The 25,953-nt window shown below is 52.2% G+C and carries 25 protein-coding genes; 16 read left to right on the top strand and 9 right to left on the bottom strand.

What is annotated here, in order from left to right; translation table 11 throughout:
- The first annotated feature begins 751 nt into the window (after positions 1-751).
- Positions 752-1,681, top strand: coding sequence for an alpha/beta hydrolase (locus K0I31_RS14280; protein ID WP_220078819.1), 930 nt, complete (start codon positions 752-754; stop codon positions 1,679-1,681).
- An 11-nt stretch (positions 1,682-1,692) separates the two neighbouring features.
- Here the strand turns inward: K0I31_RS14280 and K0I31_RS14275 are convergent, their stop codons facing one another.
- Positions 1,693-2,601: a collagenase gene (locus K0I31_RS14275; RefSeq protein ID WP_258406507.1), complete on the bottom strand. Its 909-nt coding sequence runs from the start codon at positions 2,599-2,601 to the stop codon at positions 1,693-1,695.
- A gap of 215 nt (positions 2,602-2,816) precedes the next feature.
- Between K0I31_RS14275 and K0I31_RS14270 the strand changes: the two genes are divergently transcribed.
- Complete coding sequence (locus tag K0I31_RS14270) at positions 2,817-4,637, top strand: M1 family metallopeptidase (RefSeq protein WP_220078818.1); 1,821 nt, start codon at positions 2,817-2,819, stop codon at positions 4,635-4,637.
- Positions 4,638-5,543: 906 nt separating this feature from the next.
- On the opposite strand, the gene K0I31_RS14265 is transcribed toward K0I31_RS14270, so the two are convergent.
- A complete protein-coding gene (locus K0I31_RS14265; protein ID WP_011866538.1) occupies positions 5,544-6,032 on the bottom strand; it encodes a glutathione peroxidase in 489 nt (162 codons plus the stop codon).
- Positions 6,033-6,330: 298 nt separating this feature from the next.
- Between K0I31_RS14265 and K0I31_RS14260 the strand changes: the two genes are divergently transcribed.
- Positions 6,331-6,864 (top strand): YfaZ family outer membrane protein, encoded by a 534-nt coding sequence (locus tag K0I31_RS14260; RefSeq protein WP_220078817.1) that lies wholly within the window; start codon positions 6,331-6,333, stop codon positions 6,862-6,864.
- Between the two features lie 88 nt (positions 6,865-6,952).
- On the opposite strand, the gene K0I31_RS14255 is transcribed toward K0I31_RS14260, so the two are convergent.
- A complete protein-coding gene (locus K0I31_RS14255; protein ID WP_190272391.1) occupies positions 6,953-7,123 on the bottom strand; it encodes a hypothetical protein in 171 nt (56 codons plus the stop codon).
- A 315-nt stretch (positions 7,124-7,438) separates the two neighbouring features.
- A complete protein-coding gene (locus tag K0I31_RS14250; protein WP_220078816.1) occupies positions 7,439-8,854 on the bottom strand; it encodes an RsmB/NOP family class I SAM-dependent RNA methyltransferase in 1,416 nt (471 codons plus the stop codon).
- Between the two features lie 226 nt (positions 8,855-9,080).
- Between K0I31_RS14250 and K0I31_RS14245 the strand changes: the two genes are divergently transcribed.
- The 6 genes from K0I31_RS14245 (at position 9,081) to K0I31_RS14220 (ending at position 14,481) form a co-directional block, all read left to right on the top strand.
- Positions 9,081-9,524 carry a carboxymuconolactone decarboxylase family protein gene (locus K0I31_RS14245; protein WP_220078815.1) on the top strand — a complete coding sequence of 148 codons (444 nt, stop codon included), beginning with the start codon at positions 9,081-9,083 and terminating at the stop codon, positions 9,522-9,524.
- A 39-nt stretch (positions 9,525-9,563) separates the two neighbouring features.
- Complete coding sequence (locus K0I31_RS14240; RefSeq protein ID WP_220078814.1) at positions 9,564-10,352, top strand: AraC family transcriptional regulator; 789 nt, start codon at positions 9,564-9,566, stop codon at positions 10,350-10,352.
- Between the two features lie 201 nt (positions 10,353-10,553).
- On the top strand, positions 10,554-11,030 hold the full coding sequence (locus K0I31_RS14235) for a MarR family winged helix-turn-helix transcriptional regulator (RefSeq protein WP_011866533.1): 477 nt from the start codon (positions 10,554-10,556) through the stop codon (positions 11,028-11,030).
- Between the two features lie 102 nt (positions 11,031-11,132).
- Positions 11,133-11,993, top strand: a complete 861-nt coding sequence (locus tag K0I31_RS14230; protein ID WP_220080865.1) for a patatin-like phospholipase family protein — start codon at positions 11,133-11,135, stop codon at positions 11,991-11,993.
- 268 nt (positions 11,994-12,261) lie between these two features.
- Positions 12,262-12,645: a 4-carboxymuconolactone decarboxylase gene (gene pcaC / locus K0I31_RS14225; RefSeq protein ID WP_220078813.1), complete on the top strand. Its 384-nt coding sequence runs from the start codon at positions 12,262-12,264 to the stop codon at positions 12,643-12,645.
- 174 nt (positions 12,646-12,819) lie between these two features.
- The gene (locus K0I31_RS14220; protein ID WP_220078812.1) at positions 12,820-14,481 is read left to right on the top strand and encodes a tannase/feruloyl esterase family alpha/beta hydrolase; all 1,662 of its coding nucleotides are present in this window, start codon (positions 12,820-12,822) and stop codon (positions 14,479-14,481) included.
- Between the two features lie 1,243 nt (positions 14,482-15,724).
- Here K0I31_RS14220 and K0I31_RS14215 read toward each other — a convergent pair.
- Together K0I31_RS14215 and K0I31_RS14210 are read right to left on the bottom strand one after the other, a co-directional pair.
- Positions 15,725-17,011, bottom strand: coding sequence for a MipA/OmpV family protein (locus tag K0I31_RS14215; protein ID WP_258406506.1), 1,287 nt, complete (start codon positions 17,009-17,011; stop codon positions 15,725-15,727).
- A gap of 33 nt (positions 17,012-17,044) precedes the next feature.
- Complete coding sequence (locus K0I31_RS14210) at positions 17,045-17,794, bottom strand: DUF3943 domain-containing protein (protein ID WP_220078811.1); 750 nt, start codon at positions 17,792-17,794, stop codon at positions 17,045-17,047.
- 115 nt (positions 17,795-17,909) lie between these two features.
- Here K0I31_RS14210 and K0I31_RS14205 point away from each other — a divergent pair, with 115 nt between their 5' ends.
- From K0I31_RS14205 to K0I31_RS14185, 5 genes are all read left to right on the top strand, one after another.
- Positions 17,910-18,830, top strand: coding sequence for a LysR family transcriptional regulator (locus K0I31_RS14205; protein WP_258406652.1), 921 nt, complete (start codon positions 17,910-17,912; stop codon positions 18,828-18,830).
- Positions 18,831-19,385: 555 nt separating this feature from the next.
- Positions 19,386-20,177 (top strand): restriction endonuclease, encoded by a 792-nt coding sequence (locus tag K0I31_RS14200; protein WP_220078809.1) that lies wholly within the window; start codon positions 19,386-19,388, stop codon positions 20,175-20,177.
- 120 nt (positions 20,178-20,297) lie between these two features.
- On the top strand, positions 20,298-20,741 hold the full coding sequence (locus K0I31_RS14195; RefSeq protein WP_220078808.1) for a hypothetical protein: 444 nt from the start codon (positions 20,298-20,300) through the stop codon (positions 20,739-20,741).
- Positions 20,742-20,880: 139 nt separating this feature from the next.
- Entirely contained in the window at positions 20,881-21,306 is a 426-nt protein-coding gene (locus tag K0I31_RS14190) for an Imm44 family immunity protein (RefSeq protein WP_220078807.1), read from the top strand.
- Positions 21,307-21,419: 113 nt separating this feature from the next.
- Positions 21,420-21,968, top strand: a complete 549-nt coding sequence (locus K0I31_RS14185) for an HNH endonuclease (RefSeq protein ID WP_220078806.1) — start codon at positions 21,420-21,422, stop codon at positions 21,966-21,968.
- A gap of 126 nt (positions 21,969-22,094) precedes the next feature.
- Here K0I31_RS14185 and K0I31_RS14180 read toward each other — a convergent pair whose 3' ends face one another.
- A complete protein-coding gene (locus K0I31_RS14180; protein WP_220078805.1) occupies positions 22,095-22,730 on the bottom strand; it encodes a glutathione S-transferase in 636 nt (211 codons plus the stop codon).
- A 160-nt stretch (positions 22,731-22,890) separates the two neighbouring features.
- Between K0I31_RS14180 and K0I31_RS14175 the strand changes: the two genes are divergently transcribed.
- Positions 22,891-23,481 (top strand): TetR/AcrR family transcriptional regulator, encoded by a 591-nt coding sequence (locus tag K0I31_RS14175; RefSeq protein ID WP_220078804.1) that lies wholly within the window; start codon positions 22,891-22,893, stop codon positions 23,479-23,481.
- Positions 23,482-23,604: 123 nt separating this feature from the next.
- Here the strand turns inward: K0I31_RS14175 and K0I31_RS14170 are convergent, their stop codons facing one another.
- On the bottom strand, positions 23,605-24,429 hold the full coding sequence (locus K0I31_RS14170) for an SPFH domain-containing protein (protein WP_220080863.1): 825 nt from the start codon (positions 24,427-24,429) through the stop codon (positions 23,605-23,607).
- A gap of 69 nt (positions 24,430-24,498) precedes the next feature.
- Positions 24,499-25,197, bottom strand: a complete 699-nt coding sequence (locus tag K0I31_RS14165; protein ID WP_220078803.1) for a DUF2461 domain-containing protein — start codon at positions 25,195-25,197, stop codon at positions 24,499-24,501.
- Between the two features lie 173 nt (positions 25,198-25,370).
- On the opposite strand from K0I31_RS14165, the gene K0I31_RS14160 reads away from it, so the two are divergent.
- On the top strand, positions 25,371-25,823 hold the full coding sequence (locus tag K0I31_RS14160) for a YaiI/YqxD family protein (protein WP_220060241.1): 453 nt from the start codon (positions 25,371-25,373) through the stop codon (positions 25,821-25,823).
- Positions 25,824-25,953: the final 130 nt, after the last annotated feature.

Here is a 25,953-nt window from a genome sequence, read left to right as displayed (position 1 = left end):
ACCAGCCACTGTGACCGGTGTTACCCATTTAAATATTAATCAGGGCCAAGTGGATTAGAATAAAAATCTAACATGGAAATGCCCAAGAATGTTTTTAAAGCTTGGCTGTGCAATAACGTTAAATCGAAGAGACTATAGATACTGGTGTAAACACATTTGTGACCTTCCGAGGCATGGCCAAAAATGTTCCCGACATTTTTGGCATTCCCTCTGTCCGTGGAGGTCAGATAACGAGGTAGAGCTCTCATGGATGTGCTCGTAGCGTGTCACAAATGTGTTTGCACATAAGCCTGCCGCAGGCATTTCAAAACCATTAAGGTGAACGCATCTATCTGCGAAGTAAAAACCTATACGGCAGGATGCCGTAAGCCTTAATGTCAGGCCCTTTATTCGAAGGTAAACCTAAGCAAATTCAGGATAAAAAAAAGCGACCCTGATGAGGTCGCTTAAGTTCCAAATTCGGAATCTAAGGATAGTTGCGCTAGAAACTATCTAAAGGGAATGATGATGAACGGTAAACACACTGATGATTAATTAAGACCTGTCACTGGGATAACTAATCGATGCAAATTCTGTTCATATTATCAGAGTGCTTTCATCGGGATTAGTTCAGAAAAATTCTGAAATATTTTCATCTTTTTTAAAAAACCTTATTAAATCAACAAAAAGCTTCATGTTTAGCACCGGCTAAAGTAGTCTGTTGCCTGACTTACTACTCATCTTTCGTCATCAATAAGGACATTGCGCCGACATGAAGTTCCCCCATCTGGTCACATCGCTGGCTATCTTCTTAACTTTCTCTTTGGCCAGTCAGGCGTCCTCTGCTGTAGCGGTATCCGAACAAGCGGCGCCTGCTTCTAACGCGGTTGCTAAAGCGTCCGTGCCTAAGGTGGAGATCCCTCGCACTCAGATCTTTGACCTGACCGATCCCGTGAGTAAGCGCATCTATCCGCTCTGGGTCAAGTTGCCGCGCTCTTATCAAGCCGATAGTACGAGGCGTTACCCTGTGGTCTATGTGTCCGATGCGCCTTATGCCTTTCAGATTGTCTCTGGCATGACCCGCTTTCCCATGAATAGCGGCAAGATGCGTGAGGCCATCATAGTCGGGCTCTCCTATGCCAAGGGTGACAAGGGGCCGCAGAGCCGAGTGCGCGACTATACCCCCTTTAACGATTCGAGCTGGAAGCTGACAACCGGTGGTGCCAGTCACTACGCCGATTATCTAGAGACTCAGGTGTTACCCTTCATGGCCGAGCATTATCGGGTAGATGATAAGGAGCGCATCTTTGTGGGCAACTCCCTCGGCGGCCTGCTTGGGGCCTATCTGCTACTGGAGAAGCCGAATCTGTTTGATAACTATTTGCTGGGCAGTCCGTCGGTGTGGTTTAACGGCGAGCAGCTGTTATCCCTGACGGCAAAGCCGAGGGCCGAGGAAAAACAGGCGCGGCGAGTGTTCCTGGCGGTCGGCGCGCTGGAGACACCTGCTAAGGCGGGGATGCAACACGACATGGTCGCTGGAGCGGATAAACTTGGTCGCCACCTAAGGCGCCAGCTGGGGGATAACTTGGTACTCGAGAGCCTCACCATAGCGGGGGCGCGCCACGAAACCGCCTTTCCCACCACGGCGAGCCAAGGCCTCTATTGGCTCCTGGCGCGCGATGGAGAAGGCAGTACTCAGTAGTAAGCTCGGCTTTAAGAGGCTTGTTTAGCGGTGCTGGTAGCATTCAGCGCCTTAAGCCAGGCCTGAAACTCCGCATCCATGCTGGTGCCCCACTGCTTTATCAATGCCTGATATCTCGGGTAGTCGCCCTTGCGGGTAAAGCCTAGCATGGTGTCTATCTTGTCTTTGTGACGCTCCATCATGAAGCGCACCGCCAGATAGCCCCAGCGATAAACGCGATCTGTGCCGCCGTTGTGCTCATAGCTGGTGTTAAATAATTCACTCAGCTCGAAGTGCTGTTTGGCGATGATGGCGATGGCCGCCGGGTTGTCGTCTCCCTGAGAGATATATTCCCCTAATCCTTCGCTCCACCACACTAGGTGAGGCAGCAGCGGCGCCGGCTCAGGGCAATACTCGGGGGCGCTGTGGGAGTCGTGCAGCGAGGCGCAAAAATCGCCATAGAGATTGAAGTGACCATCCAGGTAATGCACATACTCGTGGGCTAGGTTCCAGATCTGCCCGCCGCGCTCATAGGCGACAAACTCTGCCTGATTCCCTGCTAGGTGGGGAAGTCCCTCCAGGAACATGCCGCCGTTGTCGCTGGGCACGTCGAAGTGCGCTGTGACATAGCGAGTATAGTCGTCGCGGCTGTGGTAGACGTTGGCGCGCATACGCTGATTGTTGTCATTGGCGACCGGCTTGCCTTGGGTGTCAAACAGCTGGTGGAACTTGGCTTCCTGCTTCTGCATCAGGGCGCAGGCCTGGGTTATCTGCTCCTGGGTGAGCGCCTGGGAGCGAATGGTGATGGTGGGGCTGCAGTCGTGATTCTGGCTTAAGATTTGTTGTAATGGGGCAACCGGCGAGGTTTCACCTGCCTGTAGGGCAAAGCTGGTCAGCAGGGGCAGGGCAACCACAAAACCCATGAGAGATGATTGAGACACAGAGGTTTCCTTATTGTTATTTTTGTATAAAATATCCAGATTGTTTCACCTTCATTCGTTGAAGTCAATTTCTACGCAGATTGTATAAGCGGTCCGTATAGCCCGTTTGCTTAGTCCGTTTGCTTAGGCCATTTGTTTGAGCCAATCGCCTTAGGCTTTATTTAGTCAGGTCGCTCTATCGGGTGGCCATGACATTCTTAGCCAGCGGGACTAAAATGGCACCAGCCCTACATCATAAAAAAGGAATCCTTGTGGTCACTCAGTGGGATAATCAACAAGATCATCATTCGTTTGCCAATGTGGACGCCCTGCGGGTCACGCATTTGAGCCTGGCCCTCGAGGTCGATTTTGCGGCGCAGCAACTCATAGGTTGCGCCCGGCTTAACTTAGATTATCGCGAGCAAGATTGCCGTGTCCTCTATTTAGATACCCGCGAGCTCACCATCACCAGTGTGCAGGACGAAGCTGGCAATGCTTTGGTCTACCAACTGGATGAGCAAGATGTGGTGCGCGGTCAGCGCCTGGCCATCGAACTGAGCTCGCCAAGTAAACAGGTCACTGTGCAGTATCACACCTCGCCCTCGGCTCAGGGGCTGCAGTGGCTGTCACCGGAGCAGACCAGCGGTAAGCAGTTGCCGTTTCTCTTCAGTCAGTCGCAGCCCATTAATGCCCGCAGCTGGATCCCATTGCAAGACAGCCCCAAGGCGAGAATCACCTTCGATGCCAAGATCACAGTGCCGCCAGGCATGCGCGCCGTGATGAGCGCCATGAACCATGGCGATGCGCCGTTAACGGGCGAGTTTAGCTTCGAGATGGAAAAGCCTATCCCGACCCATCTGCTGGCGATTGCCGTTGGGGATCTACACTTTGGCGCCATAGGTTCGCGCACCGGCGTGTATGCCGAGCCCGAGGTGCTATCCGCGGCGGTGAAGGAGTTTGAAGATACCGAGAAGATGGTGGAGATCGCCGAGTCCCTGCTTGGCCCCTATGCCTGGGATCGCTACGACATGCTTATCCTACCGCCTAGCTTTCCCTTTGGCGGCATGGAAAACCCAAGGCTCGCCTTTATGACCCCAACACTCATCGCCGGCGATAAGAGCCTGGTCTCTACCGTCGCCCACGAACTGGCCCACTCCTGGACAGGCAATCTGGTGAGCAACGCCACCTGGCGGGATCTCTGGCTCAACGAAGGCTTTACCACCTATTTCACCAACCGCATCGTCGAGGCAGTGTATGGCAAGGAACTGGCTGAGCTTGAGGTTGTGCTGGAATATGGCCGCCTCAAGGAGGAGTTGGTGAGCATGCCACTCGAGGCGCAGACTCTGCCGGCTAATGTGCAGGCGGGTGACCCTAACGATGCCTTTAACCGCTTCACCTATGACAAGGCCTCCATGTTTGTTCACGAGCTGGAGCATCGTCTGGGGCGTGAGGCCTTCGATCGTTTCCTGTTCGAGTATGTGAATCATTTTGCCTTTGAGGCGATCACCACTGAAACCTTCGTCGATTACGCCAGACAGACACTGCTTATCCAGCACGGCGATAAGATAACCGAGGCCGAGTTGCTCGAGTGGGTCTATGGCGAGGGGATGCCCGCCTGGTTCGTGCCGCCTAGCTCAGACAGCCTGGAGAAGGTCGATGCCCTGCGCGCCGCCTGGCTCGCCGGTGAGCCGATCAATAAGGCCAACACGGCGGGTTGGCGGGTGCACCACTGGCAGTATTTCCTAAACAGCCTGCCCGAGGTGCTCGAGCAAGAGGCGTTGATCGACTTAGATACCAGCTTCGATTTCAGCCGCAGTACCAATGCCGAGATCGCCTGTGACTGGTATCGGGTCGCCATACGTAATCATTACGATCCCGTACTGCCTTTCGTCGAGACTTATCTGATGAAGATAGGGCGGGGGAAGTTTGTGCGTCCCCTGTATAACGAGTTGTTGCTGGCCGGCTATGGCGAGGAGCTGCGTCGCATCTATCAGAAGGCGAGGGCGGGTTACCATCCTTCGCTGTCAGTGCAGCTGGATAAACAGCTATTGCCGTAAGACAGATCGCTTGCAGTAGAACGAAAGAAGCAGGATAAAAAAATGGCAACCCAAGGGGTTGCCACAACTATCTATTTGGAGAAAGAAATCTGTGCGCTAGCGAAATTTCTTGCCTCCTGAGACCAACTCAGTCTCGAAGGGAGATGATGAACAAACAATGATGAACAAACAATGATGAAAAATCTGTTACATCTCTTCAGAGTCACCAATATCAAGTTAGTTCCCCACGCCGCGACAATTAGTTAAAAAATTTTCGAAAAAGGCCGATTTTTCCCGTTAGCTGGGAAGCTAGGCACCAAAGTGTCTAAACAGGCAAAAAAAATGGCAACCAAAGGTTGCCATGAATCAAATAAGTGTCGAGTCATAAACCTCAGTGCGCTAGCGAGGTAGATGCTCTTGGGACCTAGAGGGTCACCAAAGGGAGATGATGATGAACAATGTAACTTGAGCCAGGTAAGCCTACCGAATCATTCGTTAGCTAAATTACCCAACCCGCTAATCCGTTCACTTATTCAGAGTCTCCTTTAGCAGATAAGTTCAATAAAGCTTGTAAAAAATTCAAATTTTTTTCCTATCCGTCGCCAAAGGGGCAATTTTAACCTTTTAGTATAGATGTCAGATTGTCATCTTGCCGTCGGGAATTGACATAAATTGCTCCGGGTGTTGGGCAAGAAGCTGTGGGAGTTTGAATCCTAATAGATTGATATGGATGATTTTTATAAAAAAAGGCAACCAAGGAGGTTGCCTGTCGATCCATCTAGATCTAGGGGGACTGCGCTAGAAGTCCCAGGGAGAATGATGAACATGAAAAAGCAAATCTTCGTGTTCAATAATTGGAGTTTTCAAACGTTGAAAAGTTCAAAAAATAACCAAAAATGTTTGAAAATATTTCCAACATTCTCCTATCTATTTGGATTGGCTCACTAAAGCAGCAATTTTTTCTGCCAAAGATTCAGGTTTTGTGGTGGGAGCGAAGCGTTCCAGCACACATCCGTGTCCGTCGACCAGGAACTTGGTGAAGTTCCATTTGATCGATTCGCTGCCAAGCACCCCCTTGGCTTCACGCTTGAGGTAACGATACAGAGGATGAGCCTTGTCGCCGTTCACCTCTATCTTGGCAAAGAGCGGGAAGCTGACGCCAAAGTTGAGCTCGCAGAACTGACTGATCTCACTCTCATCCCCCTGTTCCTGCTGACCAAACTGGTTGCAGGGGAAGCCGAGCACGGCAAAACGCTCAGGACCGAACTGCTCATACAGCGCCTGTAGCGCCTGATATTGAGGGGTGAAGCCACATTTACTGGCCGTGTTGACGATAAGCAGTACCTTACCTTTGTAATCCGCCATCGGCTGGGTGCTGCCATCGATGCGGGTGAGTGAAAAATCGTAAATCGACATAATAGGCTCCTCCTGATGATGCTATAAGCCTAGCAATAAAATAAATTGCGCGCAATTTAAATTGCCGTTTTGAGGGGAATGAGCTCGCAAGGGCCTAACCCGCTGCGGGTCGGCATCGAACAGGCTTAGGTGACCTTTGTGTCTGACTCGATGGGCTTGTAATGTCTATGGGGTTAATATGCAGCGAGTTTGTTAATAATGCCTTTAAAAACAATTTGATGAAGCATATTTAATGGTGAGCGAAAATACAGTCTGATACCCTCTTGGCCGAATAAAAACCGTATTCTAAGGGGTGAAGATGAAAACCAAATTTGCGCTACTGCTCTTAGGCACCCTGAGCCTCACGGCCCAGGCCAACGACTTTAATCTTGGAATTAATGATGATGTGATCTCGACGGACCTGCAGATGGATCTTAATCCGTCGGCCAATCTGGTGATGGGGTATCTATATTCCAATCATGAGGGGCACGCTGTCTCGGCCGCGGCCCATATGAGTCACGATGCCGGGGTGCATCACTTCGAGATAGGGCCAAAGTTTTCCCATTACTGGGCGAAAAACAGCAGTAATGGCAGCGTGGTGGCTATCGGTGGTCGTTACTCGTTGGATCTGGGCTCAAACATTGCCCTTAAGACCTCGGCCTACTATGCGCCTTCCGTGCTGAGTTTCGGCAGCATCGATGGCCAGTACGAGCTGGATGGCAAGATACAGTTTCAGGTCAACCCCAGCCTGGGGCTGTTTGCCGGCTACCGTAACATTCGCCTGCAGTACGATAATCGCCCCGATAACACCTTCGACAGTGGTTTCTATATCGGCGCCAGCGCCCACTTCTAATCGGCGATTAGCCGCTCGGCAACTTGGGTGAGCCGGATCTTACGCTCACCCAAGCTTTCATCTGAGCGAGGTATTTACTCAAGAGTGGCTAGCGCCAGATCTCTTCGTCAAACTCGTCATCATGGTCATAACGCTTTGGTTGGTTTGCCTGATGGCGACGTCTCTGCTTGCTACGCTTGTTGCGTAGCTTATCCTGGGCATCAAATTCCCAAGTGGGTGTCTGCTCCGATGCCATCTCAAATTCATCATAGTGTGACATGATCTCACCTGTCGCTTGTGACTTATCTAATGTTACGAATCTTCTGTGATTAATCTTTTGTGGCTAAATTTCAATGACTAATCTGCTGATACCAGCCTCTTGTCATTAATCAAGCCGAAGTCGCATGGTAAGAAGCTAAGATGACGCTTAGGTGACAGAGATGAGACGAACAGGTGACACGTGCGCCGCCAGATCACGGAGCCGGTGCAGTGAGCAACAGCCCTGAGCCTGTGCGGTGAGCCAGAGCACGGAGCCAGCGCACGGAGCAAGAGCACGCCGCAAGAGAGCGGCGCAGCGTGTTGACAGATGGGAAGACTACTCGCCCTGGCGGATCATCTTAGCGACAAACATGCCGTCGCTATCAGCCTGATAGGGCAGTACCGTCAGCATCTGTGTGGCCTCATTGGTGAAGGGATGGGTCAGTGTCTGCAGGCTGAAGTCGGGTCGTTTGGCCAGGAAGGCTTCGACCACCTCTTGGTTTTCCACCGGGCTGATAGAGCAGGTGGCATAGACCAAAGCGCCGCCGGGTCTTACCGCCTCACAGGCACGGCTTAAGATATCCAGCTGCAGGCTCGCCTTGTCTGTGATGGCACTGGCGTCATCCAGCCAGCGCATATCCGGGTTGCGTCGCCAGGTGCCGGTGCAGCTACAGGGGGCATCGACCAGCACGCCGTCGAAAGCTTGCGCGGCCACAGGTAGGGCATCCGACTGCCAGGGCTGGGTGCTGATCTGACTAAAACCGGCGCGCTTGGCGCGCTTAGTGAGTTCTTCGAGCGGTTTACGGCGAATGTCAGAGGCGACCACGCTGCCGCTGGCCTTGCTATCTTGCTGCAACATCAGCGATCGCAGCTGCAGACTCTTACCGCCGGCGCCGCTACAGGCATCCCACCAAGTTTCATCGGCCTTGGGCGCGCAGATATTGCCTATCACCTGAGAGCCGAGATCCTGGATCTCCAGCTTACCCTCGCCATAGAGTGCCACGCCATTGAGGTTGATGCTCTTATGGCCAAGGTTGATGGCATCTTTGAAGTAGTCGCTGCCGCTCGCCTCTATCTCCTGCTCCGCCAGCTTGCTCTTGGCCTTAGCCAGGGAGATCCCCTGCAGACGACCCCAGATAGGCGGGCGAGTGCTTAGGCTGCTTACTAAGCGCTCTTGCATCTCAAGGTCTTGGTCGAAATGGGCCCAGAACCAGTCGGGCGCCAGTGCGGTCAAGGGGAAGGCTTGAGCTGGGAAAGCGGCCGCTAGCATGGCCTGCTTGATCTTAAGATCGTCAGTGTCTGCTTGAGCATTTATTACTGGCCCATCGAGTTCAGCAAACCCGCGCCAGGCCGAGACGATATCCTGCCAAGAATGAGCCTCTAGGGCGGCGGTCATGGCTAGCTGGGCAAACCACTGCTGGGTGATAGCCTGCTGGCTGTCGCCCTTTAACGGAATTAATTTGAGCCAGCCATGCCAGCGAAACAGGCCAAACAGGGTTTCGCGGATCACCCGTCTGTCTTTGGAGCCATGTTTCTTATGGGCGCGAAAATAGTCGGCCAAGATGCGATCGCCCGGCAGCTTACTCTGCAGGGTCTGACAAAATAGCTGGTGTATGGTCAGGCTGTAACTCAGGGCGCGTTTCTCGGCGCCGCTCTGGGCGTTTAGCGCCTGATGAAGCTGCTCGCTGCTGATGCTGGCGACCGCCAGAGGAGCCTTGCTAGAGGTGGTTGCCGAAGTTGTGGAGTCGCCCATGAGTATACGCCTAAGCTGAGATCTGATACCGAGGGCGCAAGTGTACCAGATGTCGGCATTTTTGCTACCGCCGAGGCACGCGAAACACCCCATGAAACCTTGACTCTAGTCGCCACTCTCGCCACATTCACATTGGCACATTAAGTTCGCAAGATGTCGAAAATCTCCAATAGCGCAAATCAGATGCTGGGTATCCTGATGCTACTCGACTATCGGAGGAACCCAAATGAGTACAAGTATCGATTACATGACGCTGGCGCCAGAGGCCCTCGGCATCTTATACAACCAAGAAAACTATCTAAAGCAGGTGTTTAGTGACCATGAGAAGTTGGGGCTGGCGGAGCTTGAGCTGTTGAAACTGCATATCTCACAGGTAAATGGCTGCGCCTTTTGTATTGAGATGCACACCAAGGTCGCCTTGGAGCTGGGCGTTGGCCTGGACAAGATAGTCGGTCTCAGTGCCTGGCGTGGTCTACCCTATTACAGCGAGGCGGAGCGTGAGGCGCTCGCCTGGGCCGAGCAGTTGGCATTACCGCACATTTCTATCGAGGCCCGTGAACAAGCGCGGCGCTATTTTGGCGACAAGCTGTTGGTCGATTTGACCTTGGGGATCAACGCGATCAATAGTTGGAATCGTCTCTGTAAGGCGCTCAAGCCTAGCCTTATTTAAACAGACAGGTTTCGAGACCAGAATTTAAAGGGAGCAAACGTGAGCAGGGACTTAGACTTTCACCTCTTCTGTCCTAAGGGCGCGCTGTCTGACTTAGTTCAGGGGATCTGGTCTGTCTCGCGCCCGGCAGAGGCCGACGAGTTGCATGCCTGGCTCCATAGTGATGCTGCCAGCGGCCTGCTGATTAATCTCGGCGCGCCGCTGGGTTATGACGAGCAGGAGGTGCCCGCCGGAGTCTATCTCCTGCCCGTCAACAAGCAGACCACCAGGGTGACGCTGCCGCCCGGCGCCCTCGCCGTTGGCGTGCGTTTCCTGCCCGGCGCCGGGCGGGCCTGGATGATGGAGCGTTTCGCCTTCGAGCAGGGGAGGGAGGCCATTACGCCGCTCACTTCTCATGCGGAACTCATGGCCTTGGCGGCATCGCTGCGCGCATGTCGTGGCCATCGTCAGCGGTTAAGCCTGACCTATCGCTGGCTGCGAGCCAATCAGACGCTAAACCAGCCATTGCCACGAGTGATCAAAGAAGTGCTGCAGGCGCTAGACAGGCCCGATGCCGACATGACGGCCTTTGAGAATGGGGTCATGAGTCAGCGGCAAGTAGAGAGGTATTTTCGCCGTTATCTCGAGATGACCCCCAAATATTATCAGCGGCTGATGCGGGCGAGACAGACCCTGCAGGCCTTGAAACTCACACCTCTGGCGCCCCTTGCCGATGTCGCCTTAGCGCTTGGCTTTGCCGATCAGGCCCATATGACCCGAGAACTGAAACAGCTGATTAAGATCACCCCCAAGCGTTATCGCCAGTGTCTGGCCCAGGACGCCAGCTAACGCCTAATACGCTAGCTTTCGTCGGTCTGAAGCCGTTCTACTGGCTCCATCTTTCTCGATATTTAAAAAACCTCAGCATAGATAAGCCCTTGGCATTAGTGCAAAAGCAGAGCAAATGATAAGCTTGTATTGCTTTTTTGCTAATAGAGCATGAGTCTGGAAATTATTTCTGGTATGGTGCGGCTGAAACGAGAGGAGATTATGGAAAAGTACGAACAACTACTGATTTCGCTGCGCCGCGTGATCCGCGCCATCGATATACATTCTCGGCAGCTCAACAAGCAATCTGGCCTCACCGGGCCGCAGCTGATGGTGATGCAGACCATTGCCGCCTACGACCGTCCGCTGGCCAAGGAGATCGCCCAGGAAGTGGCGCTCAGCCCTGCTACGGTCGCCACCATTATCGATCGCCTTGAGGCGCGAGACCTAGTGGTGAGAACTCGTAGCGTGTCAGACAAGCGCAAGTGGCACCTGTCTCTCAGCGAGGCGGGCATCGAGATCTTAAAGGCCGCGCCTAAGCCGCTGCAGGATCACTTTATCAAGCGTTATCAAAACCTTGAAGACTGGGAACAGAGCCAGTTGCTCTCGTCCGTCGAGCGTATCGCCTCCATGATGGATGCCCAGGAGCTGGATGCCGCCCCTGTACTCCTGGTGGGACAGATCCAGGCGGAAGAGTAACTTGTGTTGGGCGCGGCGCTACAAGACTCAGAATTACCGGGATCAGGAATGTCAGGTTCACCCTTGCCAGGCTCTGAAACGACAGCAGCGGCCGAGTTCAGAGTGGATAACTGCGCCTTGGTACTCGAAGGCGGTGGCCTGCGCGCCATCTATACCGCCGGCGTGCTCGATGCCTTCTTGGCTGCGGGGATCCATTTTCAGTATCTGGTGGGGGTCTCCGCCGGCGCCATCTATCCCGCCTCCTATCTGTCGCGTCAGATGGGGCGTAACCTCACCATCCAACAGAATTTTCTTGCCGATAAGCGCTACATGGGGCTCAAGCACCTGCTGCGCACCGGCAACTATGTCAACACCGACTTTACCTATCGCCGCATGGCTCACGAGCTGGTGCCCTATGATTTCGATGCCTTCGCCAGCAGCGAGGCCGAGTTCAAGGTGGGCGCCTTTAACTGCCTGACCGGCGAGACCGACTTCTTCGGTATGGCGGACTTTGCCGATCACGACACCTTCCTCGAGGTGCTTATTGCCTCGAGCAGCCTGCCGTTTATCTCAAAACCTACCGTCATCGACGGCACGCCCTATCTCGATGGCGGCATAGGGGCGCCGATCCCCCTGGCACAGGCCCGTGAAGATGGCTTTAAGCGCCAGGTGGTGATTCTGACCCAGGAGCAGGACTACCGTAAATCGGCTTTCAAGGCCAAATGGCTGGCGAAACGTCTCTATCGCCGCTATCCCAAGGTGGCCAGCGCCTTGCTTGCCCGCCACCAAGTCTACAATCAGGCGCTCGATGACTTGGCCAAGGCTCAGGTCGATGGCAGTGCCCTGGTGTTGCAGCCCGCCACGCCGCTGGGGCTGTCGCGTCTGGAGCGGGACGTGAGTAAGGTCGAAGCTGTCTATCGCCGCGGCCTTAGTGAGGGGGAAGCCTTTATCCCAAGCCTGTTGGCCTTTATCGCCAACAGCTAACTCTTCGCTATCTCTTGCACTTTGTGTTCACTAGGTGAACCCTAATCTGTCTTTAACCTTGCAGTCTTAACCTTGTTCCTATTGTTTGTTTAAGCCTCCGCTTTAACCCTCGCTGCTTTAGTCTCATTACTCATCTTCAAGTTCATGATTATGGTTCATGGCTGATGCTTCTTAGCTCTGGCTGATGGCTCAGGAATGGGGTTGACCTTTGGCGGTTTTACAAGCACTTTAAACGAGTGTTTATAATCATGACGTAGAAGGAGTCTCTATGGATAAGGCCAAGTATGATCAAGGGTTAGCCATCAGGCGCGAGGTGATGGGCGATAGTTTTGTCGACAGGGCGCTGTCGTCGGCCAGCGATTTTACCCAGCCCCTGCAGGAGCTGGTAACCCGCAACGCATGGGGCGAGGTGTGGGCCAGAGAGGGACTCGACAGACGCACCCGCAGCCTGATCACCATAGCGACCCTGGCCGCACTCAAGGCCTCCACCGAACTCAAGGGCCATGTACGCGGCGCGCTGCGTAACGGCTGCACCGTCGAGGAGATCCAAGAGGTGCTGCTGCATTCCACCGTCTACTGCGGCATGCCAGCCGGGGTTGAGGCGTTTCGCGCCGCCAATGAGGTGATCGCCGAATGGCAAGAAGGGCAATAGCCTCTGCTGTTGGGCCGTGAGTCCTATCTGACAAATCTAGGCCGTTAGCCTACTGCAGATCTGAATTTCTGTAATTCATATCCCGGGTTTAGTTTTACCGAGATAATTCGTTTCAGAAATCAGTTCTGTTGGTGAGCCACCCTAATCGGTAGCCATAAAAAAGCGGGTAACACTATGTTTGTAAATTTAAAAAATCTTCCTGTCAGTGCCATGAGTCTGCTGGCCCTTGCCGTGCTAGCCGGATGTAACAGCGCCGACACGCCACAAGCGCCTCAGATTACTCAAGCCGCCGAACAATCAGGCGTGACGCAGCTATCGAACGACGCCAAGCATCAGTTTAGCCTGGGCGAGTGTAGCGTAGAGGCTATGCCAATACTTCACAATGTGCGTTATACCCAGGTAGAGCGCACCGATACCCATTGCCTGGTCAGCGGGGTAATTGAAAGAGAGATTAACTTTACCGTCTCGCTGCCCGATGATTGGAACGGCATGTTCGCCCAGAGCGGCGGCGGTGGGTTTGTGGGCTCTGTGGTGGACGTGATTCATCTTGCCACCTCAGATAAGGGCTATGCGACCGCTGGCACAGATTCGGGACACAGGGCCCATGCGCTCGAGTCAAACTGGGCGGCCAACACGCCCTACAGAGAGGAGCGGTTGACCAATTTTGGTGGCCGGGCGACCCATCTCACCACCCAAAATGCCAAGCTGCTCATTCAGCATTATTATCAGCAGGAAAGCCAGCGTAACCTCTTCTTCGGTTGTTCTAGAGGCGGTGGAGAGGGCCTGATCGCCGCTCAGCGTTATCCGACCGACTACGATGTGATTGTCGCGGGCTCGCCGGCCTACGATTATGCGGTGAGCGCGGGCGCGTTACATGCGGCGATTGCCCGTAAGATGTTTCCCGACCCTAACAACTTAGATCATGCCATCGTCGGCGACAAAGAGATCGAGTTAGTCAATCGTGCCGTAGCCCAGCAGTGCAGCAATCGTGATGGCCTGGACGCCAATGTATTGAGTGAGCCCTGGAACTGTCAGTTGGACCTCAAGGTATTGCAGTGCTCGGCAAGCAACAATGAGGCGTGTTTAACCCCGGAGCAGGTTGAGGTATTCGATCTGGTTTTCAACGGCCTGTATGACAGCCAGGGTAACCTCATCGCCGAAGGTTTCTATCCAGGTGCCGGTGTCGCCATGTTCAACAAGTGGCTTGCGGGTGGCTTGGCGGTCAATGACTTAAGCCAGTTCCAGTCGGGCGTGCAGATAGACCCTGATATGCAGCCACCGCTTACGCCGAGCTTTGGTTACGCCTTTGGCAATGGCATCATGAGCAACTTCGTCTTCGATGGTGAGTATGACGCCGCGAGTTATAACTTCGACAATATCCGTGAAGATGGACAGTGGGTGACGAACAACATCAGCGCCACTAGTCCAGATCTGGCGGCCTTTAGAAAGCAGGGGGGAAAACTCATTATTTGGAATGGCTTACACGATATGGCGGTGACACCTGCCAGCACCAGAAGCTACTATCAAGAGGTGATAAAGCATGATCCTAAGGCTGCGGAAGATGTCGCTCTCTTCTTATTGCCGGGTATGGATCACTGCGCCGGCGGCGCGGGCCCCTGGATGGTGGACTGGATGGCCGAAGCCAATCAATGGCTAGATAGCCAGGAGAAGCCTCAAGAGATGGTGGCACACTGGTTTACACCTGGCCAGGGCGTCACGGGCAACCGAAAAATTTGCGCATACCCTCAGGTTGCCGTGTGGGATGGCAAGGGCGATGACCGCAGCGCCGCAAGTTTTCGCTGTGAGCTGCCGGATGACAAGCCGAAAAGCCATTAGCTCAGCAATGGCCTAACGTAAAAGGGTTGGGCCAAAGCGCTAAACATAAGCGCTGAACATCAGCACTAAACATAAGCGCTAAACTTAAGCCCCTTAACTTAAGCCCATTTATTTAGTGGCAATAGTTAAGGGGCTTTCTCGTTTCTCTAACATGGTAGCGCTTTGCTTTTACTTTCCCTGTCATCTTCTGCTGACTCAGACCGCCAGCGTCTAAGCCATCTTTCTTACCTCTGCTCCAGTATTCCAGGCCGCCCGTCTCTCTGGGGCAGGCTTACTATTTACCTAATTTGAATGGCATTAACCGTCCCGCGAAACGCCTCCTCTACTTAGTGGTTAACCTTTAAAGGAGAATTGCAGATAGCTAACGCCTGATAGCTGACTCCTAATGGCTGATTCCTAGTGGCTGATTCAGGCGATGAATGATGTTGGCCTGATGGACTCTGGTTTGCCGTTCAGCTCAGGGTACATAGGTCATCTCTCATCGCAGGAGGTGATTCTTTGCTTTCGTCTTATCTGTGATTCTGCGCAGGTGCCTGATTTATATCGAATCTGGCTCACACCTAATCTAGCTCACATCTAACCTAGCTCATATCTAACTCTTACCTAGCTCATACCTAGCTCATACCTAGTTCCTACCTAGTCGTGCTTTTATCTCGCCGGAGTGAGTTCGAGCCTGGCTCATGTCATGGTCGAGGCTTAGGAGCTTTCCCCCTCACTCTGCACTTCTTATTCCTTGCTCCTTACTCCTTGCTTCTCATTCCTAACACTCTTCATTCCCAATACTCGAGCCAGTGGTTCTAGTGTCTGCCTATCGACCTCGGCTACAGGCGCGAACAGCATACTCTTAGTGGCGAGCCTGGTTTCACCTGTAAGTGTCTCTGCATGTGCTGCAATCAATTGATAAGCGACGTGATATAGAAGTCCTATCCTGAGCCCTAATCAAGCGTGGCTTGAGCTTAATCGGCGCTTAGCGGGGGCCAGAAAAACTTATCTAGACGAGGCTGTCTTAGAGGTGATCTATCGGGGAGAAGGGGGCTAAGGAAGATCACAATACCAGGTCGAATCTTGATTGGCAGGCTCACTCTGCCAGGCTGGTGACTAATGGAATCCTAATGGGGAGTGACTAGGTCGGTGGCGATTGGCATAAACCAGCAAGGAAGGAGTGACGCCTGGTGAGGAAGGGATGCTGCCTAGTAACGCAAAGAAAGCGGCCAGGAGATTCTCTTGGCCGCTTGGGATGAGTCTAGAAGTGCCACTGCAGGGTGAGGCTTTGATAGTTACTGCCGCCTTTGATACGGCCAAACATGGAGCTGCTCTCAAATATGCCGCTGCGGTGATGGATGCTGTAGCCGAGCCACAGGGGCGAGAGCGACGGCGCTTTTAGCAGATCGCCGACATTCACCTCTAATGAAAAGTCGAGGTAATTCAATAGCCTCGATGGTCGATAGCCCTTGGCTTCCAGTTCGCTGCCCTCGATATAGGTTACATCGCCTATGTAGGATAACCCTTCGGCAACGCCAAAACGCCATCTTGGGCCTAGCTCGAAGGTCCAGAATAGCTTTACCGCCGCCACGGCTTCGAAGGTGCTGGATTGCACTTGGCTGCCATGATGGGCGACCAGCCCTGGGGTGAAGTAGAGCGACAAGGGGAGACCAAACAGCTTATCTGTCAGTTGGTTACCGACAAAGACCGAACTCATCTGGTTGTTATAGCTATCGCTTCTGGCATTACCGGCAAGAATGTCCCCCAGGTTGGATGGCGTTGCCCAGCCATGGGCGAGGCGCACGAAGGCGTCGCCATCGGCCATGTGACCACGGCGCTTGGGCGGGGCGAAGAGGCCGACGCCCACAAAGGTCTCCATCTGATAGTGGCTGTCTATCCAGGGGAGGTCATGCAGCTTGCTCGGTAGTCGCGACACACCACCATGAGCCAGCAGATAGAGGTTATCGGCCAGGTGCCAGCGGCCGCGCACGCCGCCGCTGATGCTGGTACCCGAGCCAGGCGATAGCTGATCAAAGCCATAGTAATGTTGGTTGAAGCGTCGGCTCTGCCAATCCAGTTCTAGATAGGGGGTGAGCTCCAGCCTGTCATGCTGCCAATCGTAACTCAGGCCGCTATTGAGATAGCTCCTGCCATCATTGTCGGCCAGCGCCGCCACATGAAACTGCCAGGCATCCTGGCTCCAGTTGAGCTTAAGCCCAGCGTCAAAACTGTCGGCCTGGAGCTGATTTTGCAGCCCCTTAGGCAGATCGACGAAGCGAAAGCGACCATGTACTTCTGCGCTAAGCCCCCGGGATTCGTCCTGCCACAGGTAGGCGCCCGCCTGCAGGCCGCGCAGATAGCCATATTTCCCCTCATATTGGATCAGGGGGACCACATCCGAAACCCAGTCTGCGCCAGAGAAAGGTACCTCGGCGCTACGGATCCCCATGGCCAGGCCCCATTGGTGGGCCTCTTCATCGACCGTAAGCACCTCGGCCTGAGCCAGAAGGGGCGAGAGCCCCAACAGGAGTAAAGCAATCTGTTTCATTCTCTTCTCTTTAAATGTCTCTGAAAATGGCGCTTAAAATTTCATGTGAAATTGCAGGCCAATGTAGGTGTCTTCCATCCTGACGCTGGTGGGCAGTTGCCCCGGGTTGGACAGGTGCAGGGTGACGTCTGTCTTGATGAAGTCGCTTCCCACCCAGTTGTTGAACCCCCGGGCCAGGGAGTCGACGGGGTCTAGCATGAACAGCGCGATGTCGCCCATGGTCTGCGAGCCAAACACCAGGCCATCGTTGGCGCGGATCTCTTGCTCTTTATGAAAAGCCCACTCGCCGTATAGCCAGCCACCTATGGGGGTGACGATCAGATCTTGAATCGAGGGCACCTCGGCAAAGGCCTCGACGCCATACTCCCAGTAAAAGGTGCTCATCAAGGCCGTATACAGGAAGGCGTTGAACTGGTCATAACCACTCTTACGGGCCACCTGATAGTAAACGCCACCGAAGTAGGGATGGCCGACATAGTTGATCAGCCAATGGTCGTCGTCCCACACGGGGCCTGTTGAGACGTTTTCCCACCATTTCTTGGCCAGGCCACCCTTGCCGAGTGCCGACTTGTCCCAATTGGTCACAGACTCAGGCAACAGATAGAGGCCGCCCGCCACGCCAACCCCCAGACCAAACATAAATTTGGTCTGTGACCATAGGCGCTCCGAGTCTACCCCTGGCCCACCCTTGAACAGGGTGATCTCGGGAAAGGCCACCGCCTCGGCGTCACTGGGCGCTAAAAGTGCTAAGGCCAGGCTCAGGCCTAGCATGGTTTTTTTCATCTTGATCCCACCTTGAAATATTGCTGTGGCACAAGATAAAGCCCGGCTTGACTTAGGGGTATGAATTAGAGAAATTCAATAATGAACATTCACATAACAAAGAGTTGGTGTGGCGATGCAGAATCTACTGGAACAACTGGATTTAAACCTGCTCAGGATGCTCAAGGCCATAGTGGAAACCGGCAATACCCATCAGGCAGCCGAGCGGCTCAACGTCTCGCAAACCAGCGTGAGTCGGGGCATGGCTAAGCTGCGGGAGGTGTTTGGCGATCAGCTCTTCGTGCGTAAGGCTCACGGGGTCGAGCCTTCGGAGCTGGCAATCCGTCTGGCCGATGCCGTCGATCAGATGTTGTCGCCCGTGTCTCAGGTGCTTCTCGAGTACCACTCCTTCGAGCCGGCCACCTATCAAGGCACCCTGAAGATCATCGCCAATGGCTACCTGCTTGAGATCTTCGGTTGTGAGCTGCACGATGCCCTGCGGGAAACGTTTCCCGAGGCCCACCTGCGTATCGAGCAATGGCATCCTACCAGCACTGAGCTGCTCAACAGCGGCGATATCGACTATGGTATTGAGCTCGAAGCGGTTCCCCTGCCTCAGAGTCTCTGCGGGAGGGCGCTCTGCGATCTCGAGATGGCGATTATCGCCAGGGAAGATCACCCAGTATTGTCACATAGCAGCGAGTGGGCCGATATTAATCATCTGCAGTTGATTCAGCTGGTGATCCCCGGGGTAAACGAATACCGCAATCATCTGGCCGAGTTGTATGCGCGGCTCGGCTTTCGGGCCAATATTGCACTGCGAACCCAATGCCAGCAGATTGCCGCCCATGCCATGCAGCGGAGCGATGCCATCCTGTTTGCGGCCAAGCAGACCAGCGGCCTCTATCCTGGACTCACCACCTATGAGTTGCCGCCAGTCAATCCCGATTATCGCCAGCTAAGGGTGAATGGTTATCTCGCCCAGACCAGACGCAACTCTCCACTGCACCTTAAGATACATGAGGTGATATCGCAGACGCTGAGCTTGGGGGAGTAAAGGTAAGGGATTGGCAATTCCTTGTTGCTTAAGTAGCGTTTGACGGTATGTTCATCTGTTAAGTGGGTTTGAAGGTCAAACCTTCACTGTAACTTATCGCCTGCCCGGCGAGGGATGTGCAAACACGTTTTTGGCGCGCAGCAAGTCCATCCATGGATGCTCTGCGAAATCATCCATGATTTCGAAGGCCAAAACCTTGTTTACACCCGTATCTCAACGCTTCTTCGATTGGAGGTGTTCGGGTTCGAATAGGTTCAACTCATTATTTTTTAGAGATAAATCTTTGATTAAATGTGACCTAGCATGTTGTATAGCCCTGACGAGATAGATTAAAGTATCACCAATTAAGGACAGAGCTAGGCCAACTCGAATCAAACATCGATTACGCCATTCAGGGAATGAAAAAGCCAACCAGATGCGCCAATCAGCTCCTTTATAAGATTACTCTGCCCCCACTTATTTACATGCTTGGTCTCCTACCTTACAAGGTAGCGTACCTTGCAAGGTCTCACTAATAAGTTGTTAGCCAGTCACACAATTCTAGGAAATAACTAAATGACTACTAGAGCAGACAGAATTTTTAGAATTCTCGAAGAGGATGGCGCTAGACGGATGAAAGTCGCCGGCATCTTGGCAAAACTATCAGAAGAGGAAGATGCGCCAGATTTACACCCCTCAGCCGTTACGACAGTCGTGAGGTGGGATAATCAGTCTAAAGATGCTAGAGGACAAACACCTCGATTTAACCACTCAGGTGATGGCACGGAAGATCGCGGTTACATTTCGATAAGAGAAAAAAATGAATCAGTTAAATCTATAAAAGCTATTACAGAGGACTATCAAAAATCAATTCCAGAAATTATTGAAAAGGCGAACTCAGATGCAAAATCGAAGCTTAGAAACGCCATATCAAATCTTCCTTGGCAAGAATTTGAAGATAACTTTCTTGAGCAAATTTTGGATGCCTTAGGGTTTTCTTCCATTCAGATTACCAAGAGAACAAGGGATGGTGGCAAGGACGCAGAATGTGCATACAAACGTGGACTGGTTAGCAGTAAAACGATAGTTTCTGCAAAGCACTGGAAAGTAAAGAAAGTTGGCCCCGAGGAAGTTCAGCGCCTAAGAGGTTTAAAAGGGGATACTGATACAGGAGTAATCGTCACATCTAACAGCTTTTCTTCTGAAGCCATTAAAGAGGCTGAGCCGAGCCAAAACCAAAGGTCGATTGTGCTTATCGATATTGATATTATTGTAGACACATGTTTTGCAAAGGGAATTGGCGTAGAAAAAGTACCATTGCAGAGCTTTTATAAATTTAAAGGCTTCAATGACGATGCAGAAGGCTAACAAACGCAATCAGCCGGAAATATTTTCCGTTCCTTGTTTTGTGGTTTAACGCTACGCTACCACAAAACAATCCACTCCAAATATTCCGCTGTTGCGGGCGTTAAGTGTAAGGAGAAAATTTTGCAATCAAGGATATCCATTCCTACAGATAATATATATAAGTTCTATGCTACGTTTGGACTTGTACTTTTAGTTTCAACTATGGCACTTTTTCTATTCGTTTACTCTACATTTCAAGCTAACTCTCATGCTCGCTATGTAGAGCTTAAGGTATTGTCTTCCTTATCTAAACTAACGCCAGAGCAATCGGCTCGAAAAGAAGTTTTAGAAGCAAAGGAATTGATAGATACTTCGGACAAGAAAACCTATATGAGTGCTATTGGCTTCTTTCTAGCTTTGTCATTATTTTTGTTGGCTTTTGGGTTTTATCGCTGGCATAAAAAAATTCAACCGCTACAAGATGAGCTTTTAATGAAGCAAAAGGAAAAAACGGAGCTAGAGATTAGGTTGCTTAATAAACAGTTGAACTCTTCCCGTATCAAGCAAGTGGGCAGAAACACTTAACAAGGCGTTTAAGAGGGATTCATGCCGCGTGGCATTTTTGGTATGCGGTGGTTTTTGGTGGTGAAAGTGGTTTGCGGAAGGTTGGTTTGGGCGGCATTCATCCCTTAACGCAGCGTTAGGTAACTCAAAAGGAATTGTCGTGAAATTCTTCTTAAGTGGTGAAATTGATGGAACAAAGCCACAAGACCAAATCGATAAAAAGTTTCAAGTTGCTAGCGACTACGTTACTGAAAAGTTGACTCCAATTTTTGAGGTAGAAAACTACGGAAATGAAGTGGCTGAGCTAAATATTATTCCAATAATCGTAAAACTATCCGATGAAATGGAGGCTGCTGGTTGGCATAAAGAACGGAAACTTTTTAAAAGAAAATCACACTCAACTGACTTCCGTTTGCGCATTGATTATGATGAATTTTGCAGCGGTAGTGACGAACAAAGGATCAAATTACTAATCGGTAACATTATCGAATCTGTGCGTATACTTAATCAGCGTGCAAATAAAAATTTTGACGGTCAGCGGCTAGAGTCTGACATTCGAAATTGTTTTGGCGTATCCTTTACCTAATGGACTGTTTATCAAGGACAAAGTGCAGTTGACCTTTTGCTCATTCGTCGCTTGTTTTAGCAACTATATTTAGCTTGTTAACAGGGCGTTATCTCCTTTGAGAGTTTAGTGAATTGAAAAAAGAAGATATAAAACGTTACTTAAAAACTTACTCTGTTTATAGCAAAAGACGTACGACAATTAATCATGCTTTCGCTTCAGCTATCGCACCCAGTGATGACTATTCAGAAGAGAAAATGAAACAGGCACTGTCATTTTTGGGGCAACTTCCAGATAGTGATTTACTCTGTGTTTTCTGCGATTCAGAGGCTGAGACGTGGGATCATTTACTAGGTTTAGTAAAAAATGGTGAGTTACGTGGGTTTGGTCATCAAATTGGTAATCTTGTTCCATGCTGCAAAGAGTGTAACTCAAAGAAAGGTAGTAAAGAGTTCGATCGTTTTATTCGAGAATCAAACAGAATAACCAAAAATAAAGATGAGCTTATCCTACTACTAAAAAGTTACCAGAACGAATTTGCAATAGAGATTGATTTGGCAAGATTACGTGAGAAATCATCAAAAGAGTATGATGAGTTTCTTAAAAAGAAAAAAGAAATATTTCGGCTTATGTCAGAAGCCGATGATTTAGCAAGTACTCTGAGAAAGAGTATTTTAGATTAAGAGATAACAAGCGGCTGCAACCGACCTCCGGCAACTAACGGCTGAGCCGGGCGTTAATAGAGTGCGAGCTTGAGCTTTGGCTTGGGCTCGCCTTGTTTGTTTTAGCCCTTTAGGAGTGATGCTGTGTTAGCCGTTGACGGCTATGATGGCGGGGCGTTGTTCCATCTTGTTTAGCCAGGCGGTGAGGTGGGGCTGGTCGTCACTTGGGGTGATCTCCAGGTGTTTGATGAAGCTCATCATCACGTAGGCGGTGATGTCGGCGATGGAAAAATTCTGTCCGGCGATAAAGGGTTGCTGGCTAAGCTGCTTCTCTAGCGTCGGCAGAAACTCTATCACGCGCTGGCGGGACTCTTGGCCCCAGGCCTCGACGCAGCGCTCTCTGTCTTCATACACCTTGGTGATGTTTCTAAAGGCTTGGAAGGCGACGAACAGGCCTTGCAGTTCACAGATCCGCTGCCACATCTCAACCTGAGCCTTCTCCAGCGGCGTGTTGCCAAACAGCGAGTGTTCTGGCGCAGTGATTTCATCGAAATAGCGGCAGATGGCCACAGATTCACACAGGGTCTGACCGTCGTCGAGTTCCAGCACCGGGATGCGGCCGTTGATGCTGATGGCCTTGAACTCATCACTCAGGTTGTCACCGGCGCGCAGGTTGAGGCTCTCACGCTCAAGACCTATCTCTTGTTCGTTTAGACCAAGTTCCTTAAGGAAGATATTGACGCGTCTGGCGCTGGGGGTCATGGCTAATTCGTAGAGTTTCATCTATCCCTCTCTGACTCTTGTGGAAGTTGTTGTGGTGGCCGCAGTTGAAGGTTTTTGCTTTAACTGAACGCTCGTTTAGAATAGAATCTAATTCATAACTGAACGTTCGGTCAAGAAACTTGTTGCGAACACTTTTGACTAATATTGAGCAAAATCATCTATGGCGAGAAGTTGTAATTTTGATAGGCAGGAGAAGCTGGTAGAGGCGATGGAGCTCTTCTGGCAGAAAGGCTATGCCGACACCTCGGTGGCGGATCTGGTGGATCACCTTAAGATTAACCGCTTTAGCCTGTATAACAGCTTCGGTGACAAGCTGAGCCTGTATCGTGAGGCGCTGGCCTACTACTTCGATAACCATGCCATGCCCAATCTCACGCCCCTGTTTGCCGAGACGGCAGGTTTAGATGAGTTGGTGACCTATCTGGAGGAGTTTATCGTCAGGCAGTCTAACCAGCCCTTCGGCTGTTTCTTGCAAAATGCCGTGCTGGAAAAATACCTAAGCGATGAGGTGGTGCAGGGAATCTGTACTCGCCTGTTTGACGAGCTGCATCAGACCTTCGAGCGGGTGCTGCAAGGGGCGCAGCAACGCGGTGAGTTGTTGGCAGGTGTCCAATGTACGCAGCTGGCAAGCTTTCTGGTGATGCAGATGCAGGGAATACGTGTGCTGGGCAAGGCGAGGCAGCAGGCGCGTATCGCTCAGGCCCGTGAGGTGCTTATGGGTTATCTTAAATCGCTAGCTGTGAGTGGTTAGCTTAAGTTGCTCGCTAACTAGTTTGTTTAAGGCACGCGAATCAAGGCCTCACTAATGCTTTATCGCTGACGCTTCTAGTGCCTGTCGCCTAAAGGACGACAGGCTTTTTGGGTTCAGTTACTGCTATTTGGCGCCCTTGATCAGGGGGATGCCGTTGGTGCCGACCGGAATGTAGACGGTAGTGTGGTTGGGCGAGTCGGCCATCTTAAGCTGGGCGTTAATCGCCTCGTGCTGCAGATAGTTGGGGGTCAGGGTCTCGTTGATGATCTTCTGCGCCTGGGCGATACCCTTGGCCTCTTCGATACGGATCTCCGCATCCTTCTGGGCGATCTCCTTCTGGGTCTCTTTTTCCGACAACAGCTGCTGGGCGGCGAGCTTCTTCTCGACCGCGATGGCGACTATGTCGGGATAGTTGATATTACCCACGATCACATTGTTGAGCTGAAAGGGCGATGTCTTGAGGTAGTCCTTGAGCTTGACCGACACCGCCTGGGCGATCTCCGAGCGGTTCTCCTTGAGCGCCACGCTGTCATAGCGTTGCACTTCGTCGCGCACATAGGTGCGGAAGGTCTCGCGCACGAAACGCACATACCAGTTCTCGGCGCCATATTTTTCCACCACCTCTTTCACCGTGCCCGACTTGATGGCGATCACCGCGTGGAAGTTAAAGCTGATGTTGAGGTCGTCCTTGGCGAGGATCTTAAAGTTTTCCGTGTAGGTGTTGGGACGCATATCGATGTTAATCACCTCGTTGCGCCACAGGGAGACACCATAGTTGCTGGGGCCTATGAGGGTGCCGCGATAACCGCCTGCGCCAAAGATGCGCGGCTTCTCAAACACATAGCCCTCTTCCCCCGCCGGGGTGTTGGGGTTGGTGCAGCCAGAGAGGCCACCGGCAAGGGGCAATACCACCACAAGCGGCGCGATAAATTTAAGGCGATTGAACATGTTCAGGCGCTGGCTCAGACGTGAGTTTAGCGGCTTGTTTTGTCTACGGTTAAACATCAAAAATCCTTTTTAATAATTAAGATCCAGGGCGAAACAGAGGTAGCCCATGAGTTTGTTGACCTGGTTAAATTGTTCGGCGCACCAGGTATCGAAATCTTTGGCAAACAACTGCTGGGTGTCGAGCGGCTTGATGGCGATAAAGTCCTTACGCTTGAGCTCGTCTAACATGGGGTGATGCTTGTCATAGCCCTTGGGCGGACGCTGCAGGCTGTCACCCTCCATGGCAAATCCGGTGACGCTTAGCTGCTTGAGCGCCTGTTTGTAGGCGTTGGGGTTATCGTCTATGCAGCTGCGGATCTGGCTCAGCGCCTTGCTGTCAGGGTGCCAGATCCCGGCGCCGAGAAAGCAGCCGTCGTTGGCGATATGCAGATAGAGCCCGGGAGCGTGCACATCTTTGCCCTGAAAATGGCGAAACTGAATGCCCACGTTGACCTTGTAGGGAGTCTTATCGCTGCTGAAACGGGCATCGCGCTGGGGGCGCATCAGGCTGCCGCCGACCTTCTTGGGCACGGCCGTGAGGCGCGGCGAGAGCTGCTGGATATGGGGCGCCATGGCGCCGATAAAGTTAAGCGCCGGGGTGCGAACCTTGGCCTCATACTCGGCCTGGTGGGCCTTGAACCAGTCACGCTCGTTGTTGCTGGCCAACTTAGCGAGAAACTCGAGACAGTCCGGGCTGAAAAGCGCTTCCTTGGTGGCAGATGTGGTCATAATCTATCTACTTAAAATCTATCTATTTAAAATCAATGTATTGAATAAATTACCATAAGAGATCCCCGGAGTGTTAATGCCGCTTGCTAAGGGGTAAGGTCACTCGTTATAAAGCGCGAGAGCTATGCTATAGTGCTCGCAGCCATGATTGACTGTGATGACAGGAAGAAGAGATGAAAATTTGGGTCGATGCCGATGCCTGCCCAGGCGTGATTAAAGAGATACTGTTTCGCGCCGCCGATCGCGCCGAGATTGCCGTGACCTTAGTGGCCAACCACGCCATGCGGATCCCGCCATCGCGTTTTATTCAGCTGGTGACAGTCTCTTCTGGGTTTGACGTGGCCGACAATGAGATAGTGCGGCGCGCGGCGCCTGGCGATCTGGTGATCACTGCCGATATTCCACTGGCCTCGGAGGTGATCGACAAGGGCGCCCTAGCGCTGAATCCCAGAGGCGAGCTGTATACCGAGCATAACATCAAGTCTATTCTCAACATGCGCGACTTTATGGACACCATGCGTGCCAGCGGCGTGCAGACCGGCGGCCCGGCGGCCATAGGCCAGAGCGAGAAGCAGGCCTTCGGCAATCAGTTGGATCGCCTGATCACTAAGTATCACAAGCGTTAGACTGCTCAGCCCGTCGTTTAATCAGCGCCAATCTGGCGCTTTTTTTATGCTCGAAAGTTAGTGCTTGCTGACGCCGAAGTGCCTCTCCGATTGGGAAATAGCTAGCAGGGCTGTGTGGTGCACCTCACAT

The sequence above is a fragment of the Shewanella spartinae genome (assembly GCF_019457555.1).
Lineage (GTDB): Bacteria > Pseudomonadota > Gammaproteobacteria > Enterobacterales > Shewanellaceae > Shewanella > Shewanella loihica.
This window is presented reverse-complemented; position numbering and strand designations above follow the sequence as displayed.

What these genes read in the sequence shown, in the direction of transcription:
- K0I31_RS14175 (WP_220078804.1), top strand. Translation starts at nt 22,891, where the DNA reads ATGGCGAGAAGTTGTAATTTTGATAGGCAGGAGAAGCTGGTAGAGGCG.
- K0I31_RS14220 (WP_220078812.1), top strand. Translation starts at nt 12,820, where the DNA reads ATGTTTGTAAATTTAAAAAATCTTCCTGTCAGTGCCATGAGTCTGCTG.
- K0I31_RS14170 (WP_220080863.1), bottom strand. Translation starts at nt 24,429, where the DNA reads ATGTTCAATCGCCTTAAATTTATCGCGCCGCTTGTGGTGGTATTGCCC.
- K0I31_RS14200 (WP_220078809.1), top strand. Translation starts at nt 19,386, where the DNA reads ATGACTACTAGAGCAGACAGAATTTTTAGAATTCTCGAAGAGGATGGC.
- K0I31_RS14250 (WP_220078816.1), bottom strand. Translation starts at nt 8,854, where the DNA reads ATGGGCGACTCCACAACTTCGGCAACCACCTCTAGCAAGGCTCCTCTG.
- K0I31_RS14245 (WP_220078815.1), top strand. Translation starts at nt 9,081, where the DNA reads ATGAGTACAAGTATCGATTACATGACGCTGGCGCCAGAGGCCCTCGGC.
- K0I31_RS14260 (WP_220078817.1), top strand. Translation starts at nt 6,331, where the DNA reads ATGAAAACCAAATTTGCGCTACTGCTCTTAGGCACCCTGAGCCTCACG.
- K0I31_RS14270 (WP_220078818.1), top strand. Translation starts at nt 2,817, where the DNA reads ATGGCACCAGCCCTACATCATAAAAAAGGAATCCTTGTGGTCACTCAG.
- pcaC (WP_220078813.1), top strand. Translation starts at nt 12,262, where the DNA reads ATGGATAAGGCCAAGTATGATCAAGGGTTAGCCATCAGGCGCGAGGTG.
- K0I31_RS14210 (WP_220078811.1), bottom strand. Translation starts at nt 17,794, where the DNA reads ATGAAAAAAACCATGCTAGGCCTGAGCCTGGCCTTAGCACTTTTAGCG.
- K0I31_RS14215 (WP_258406506.1), bottom strand. Translation starts at nt 17,011, where the DNA reads ATGAAACAGATTGCTTTACTCCTGTTGGGGCTCTCGCCCCTTCTGGCT.
- K0I31_RS14235 (WP_011866533.1), top strand. Translation starts at nt 10,554, where the DNA reads ATGGAAAAGTACGAACAACTACTGATTTCGCTGCGCCGCGTGATCCGC.
- K0I31_RS14265 (WP_011866538.1), bottom strand. Translation starts at nt 6,032, where the DNA reads ATGTCGATTTACGATTTTTCACTCACCCGCATCGATGGCAGCACCCAG.
- K0I31_RS14160 (WP_220060241.1), top strand. Translation starts at nt 25,371, where the DNA reads ATGAAAATTTGGGTCGATGCCGATGCCTGCCCAGGCGTGATTAAAGAG.
- K0I31_RS14165 (WP_220078803.1), bottom strand. Translation starts at nt 25,197, where the DNA reads ATGACCACATCTGCCACCAAGGAAGCGCTTTTCAGCCCGGACTGTCTC.
- K0I31_RS14205 (WP_258406652.1), top strand. Translation starts at nt 17,910, where the DNA reads ATGCAGAATCTACTGGAACAACTGGATTTAAACCTGCTCAGGATGCTC.
- K0I31_RS14180 (WP_220078805.1), bottom strand. Translation starts at nt 22,730, where the DNA reads ATGAAACTCTACGAATTAGCCATGACCCCCAGCGCCAGACGCGTCAAT.
- K0I31_RS14255 (WP_190272391.1), bottom strand. Translation starts at nt 7,123, where the DNA reads ATGTCACACTATGATGAATTTGAGATGGCATCGGAGCAGACACCCACT.
- K0I31_RS14280 (WP_220078819.1), top strand. Translation starts at nt 752, where the DNA reads ATGAAGTTCCCCCATCTGGTCACATCGCTGGCTATCTTCTTAACTTTC.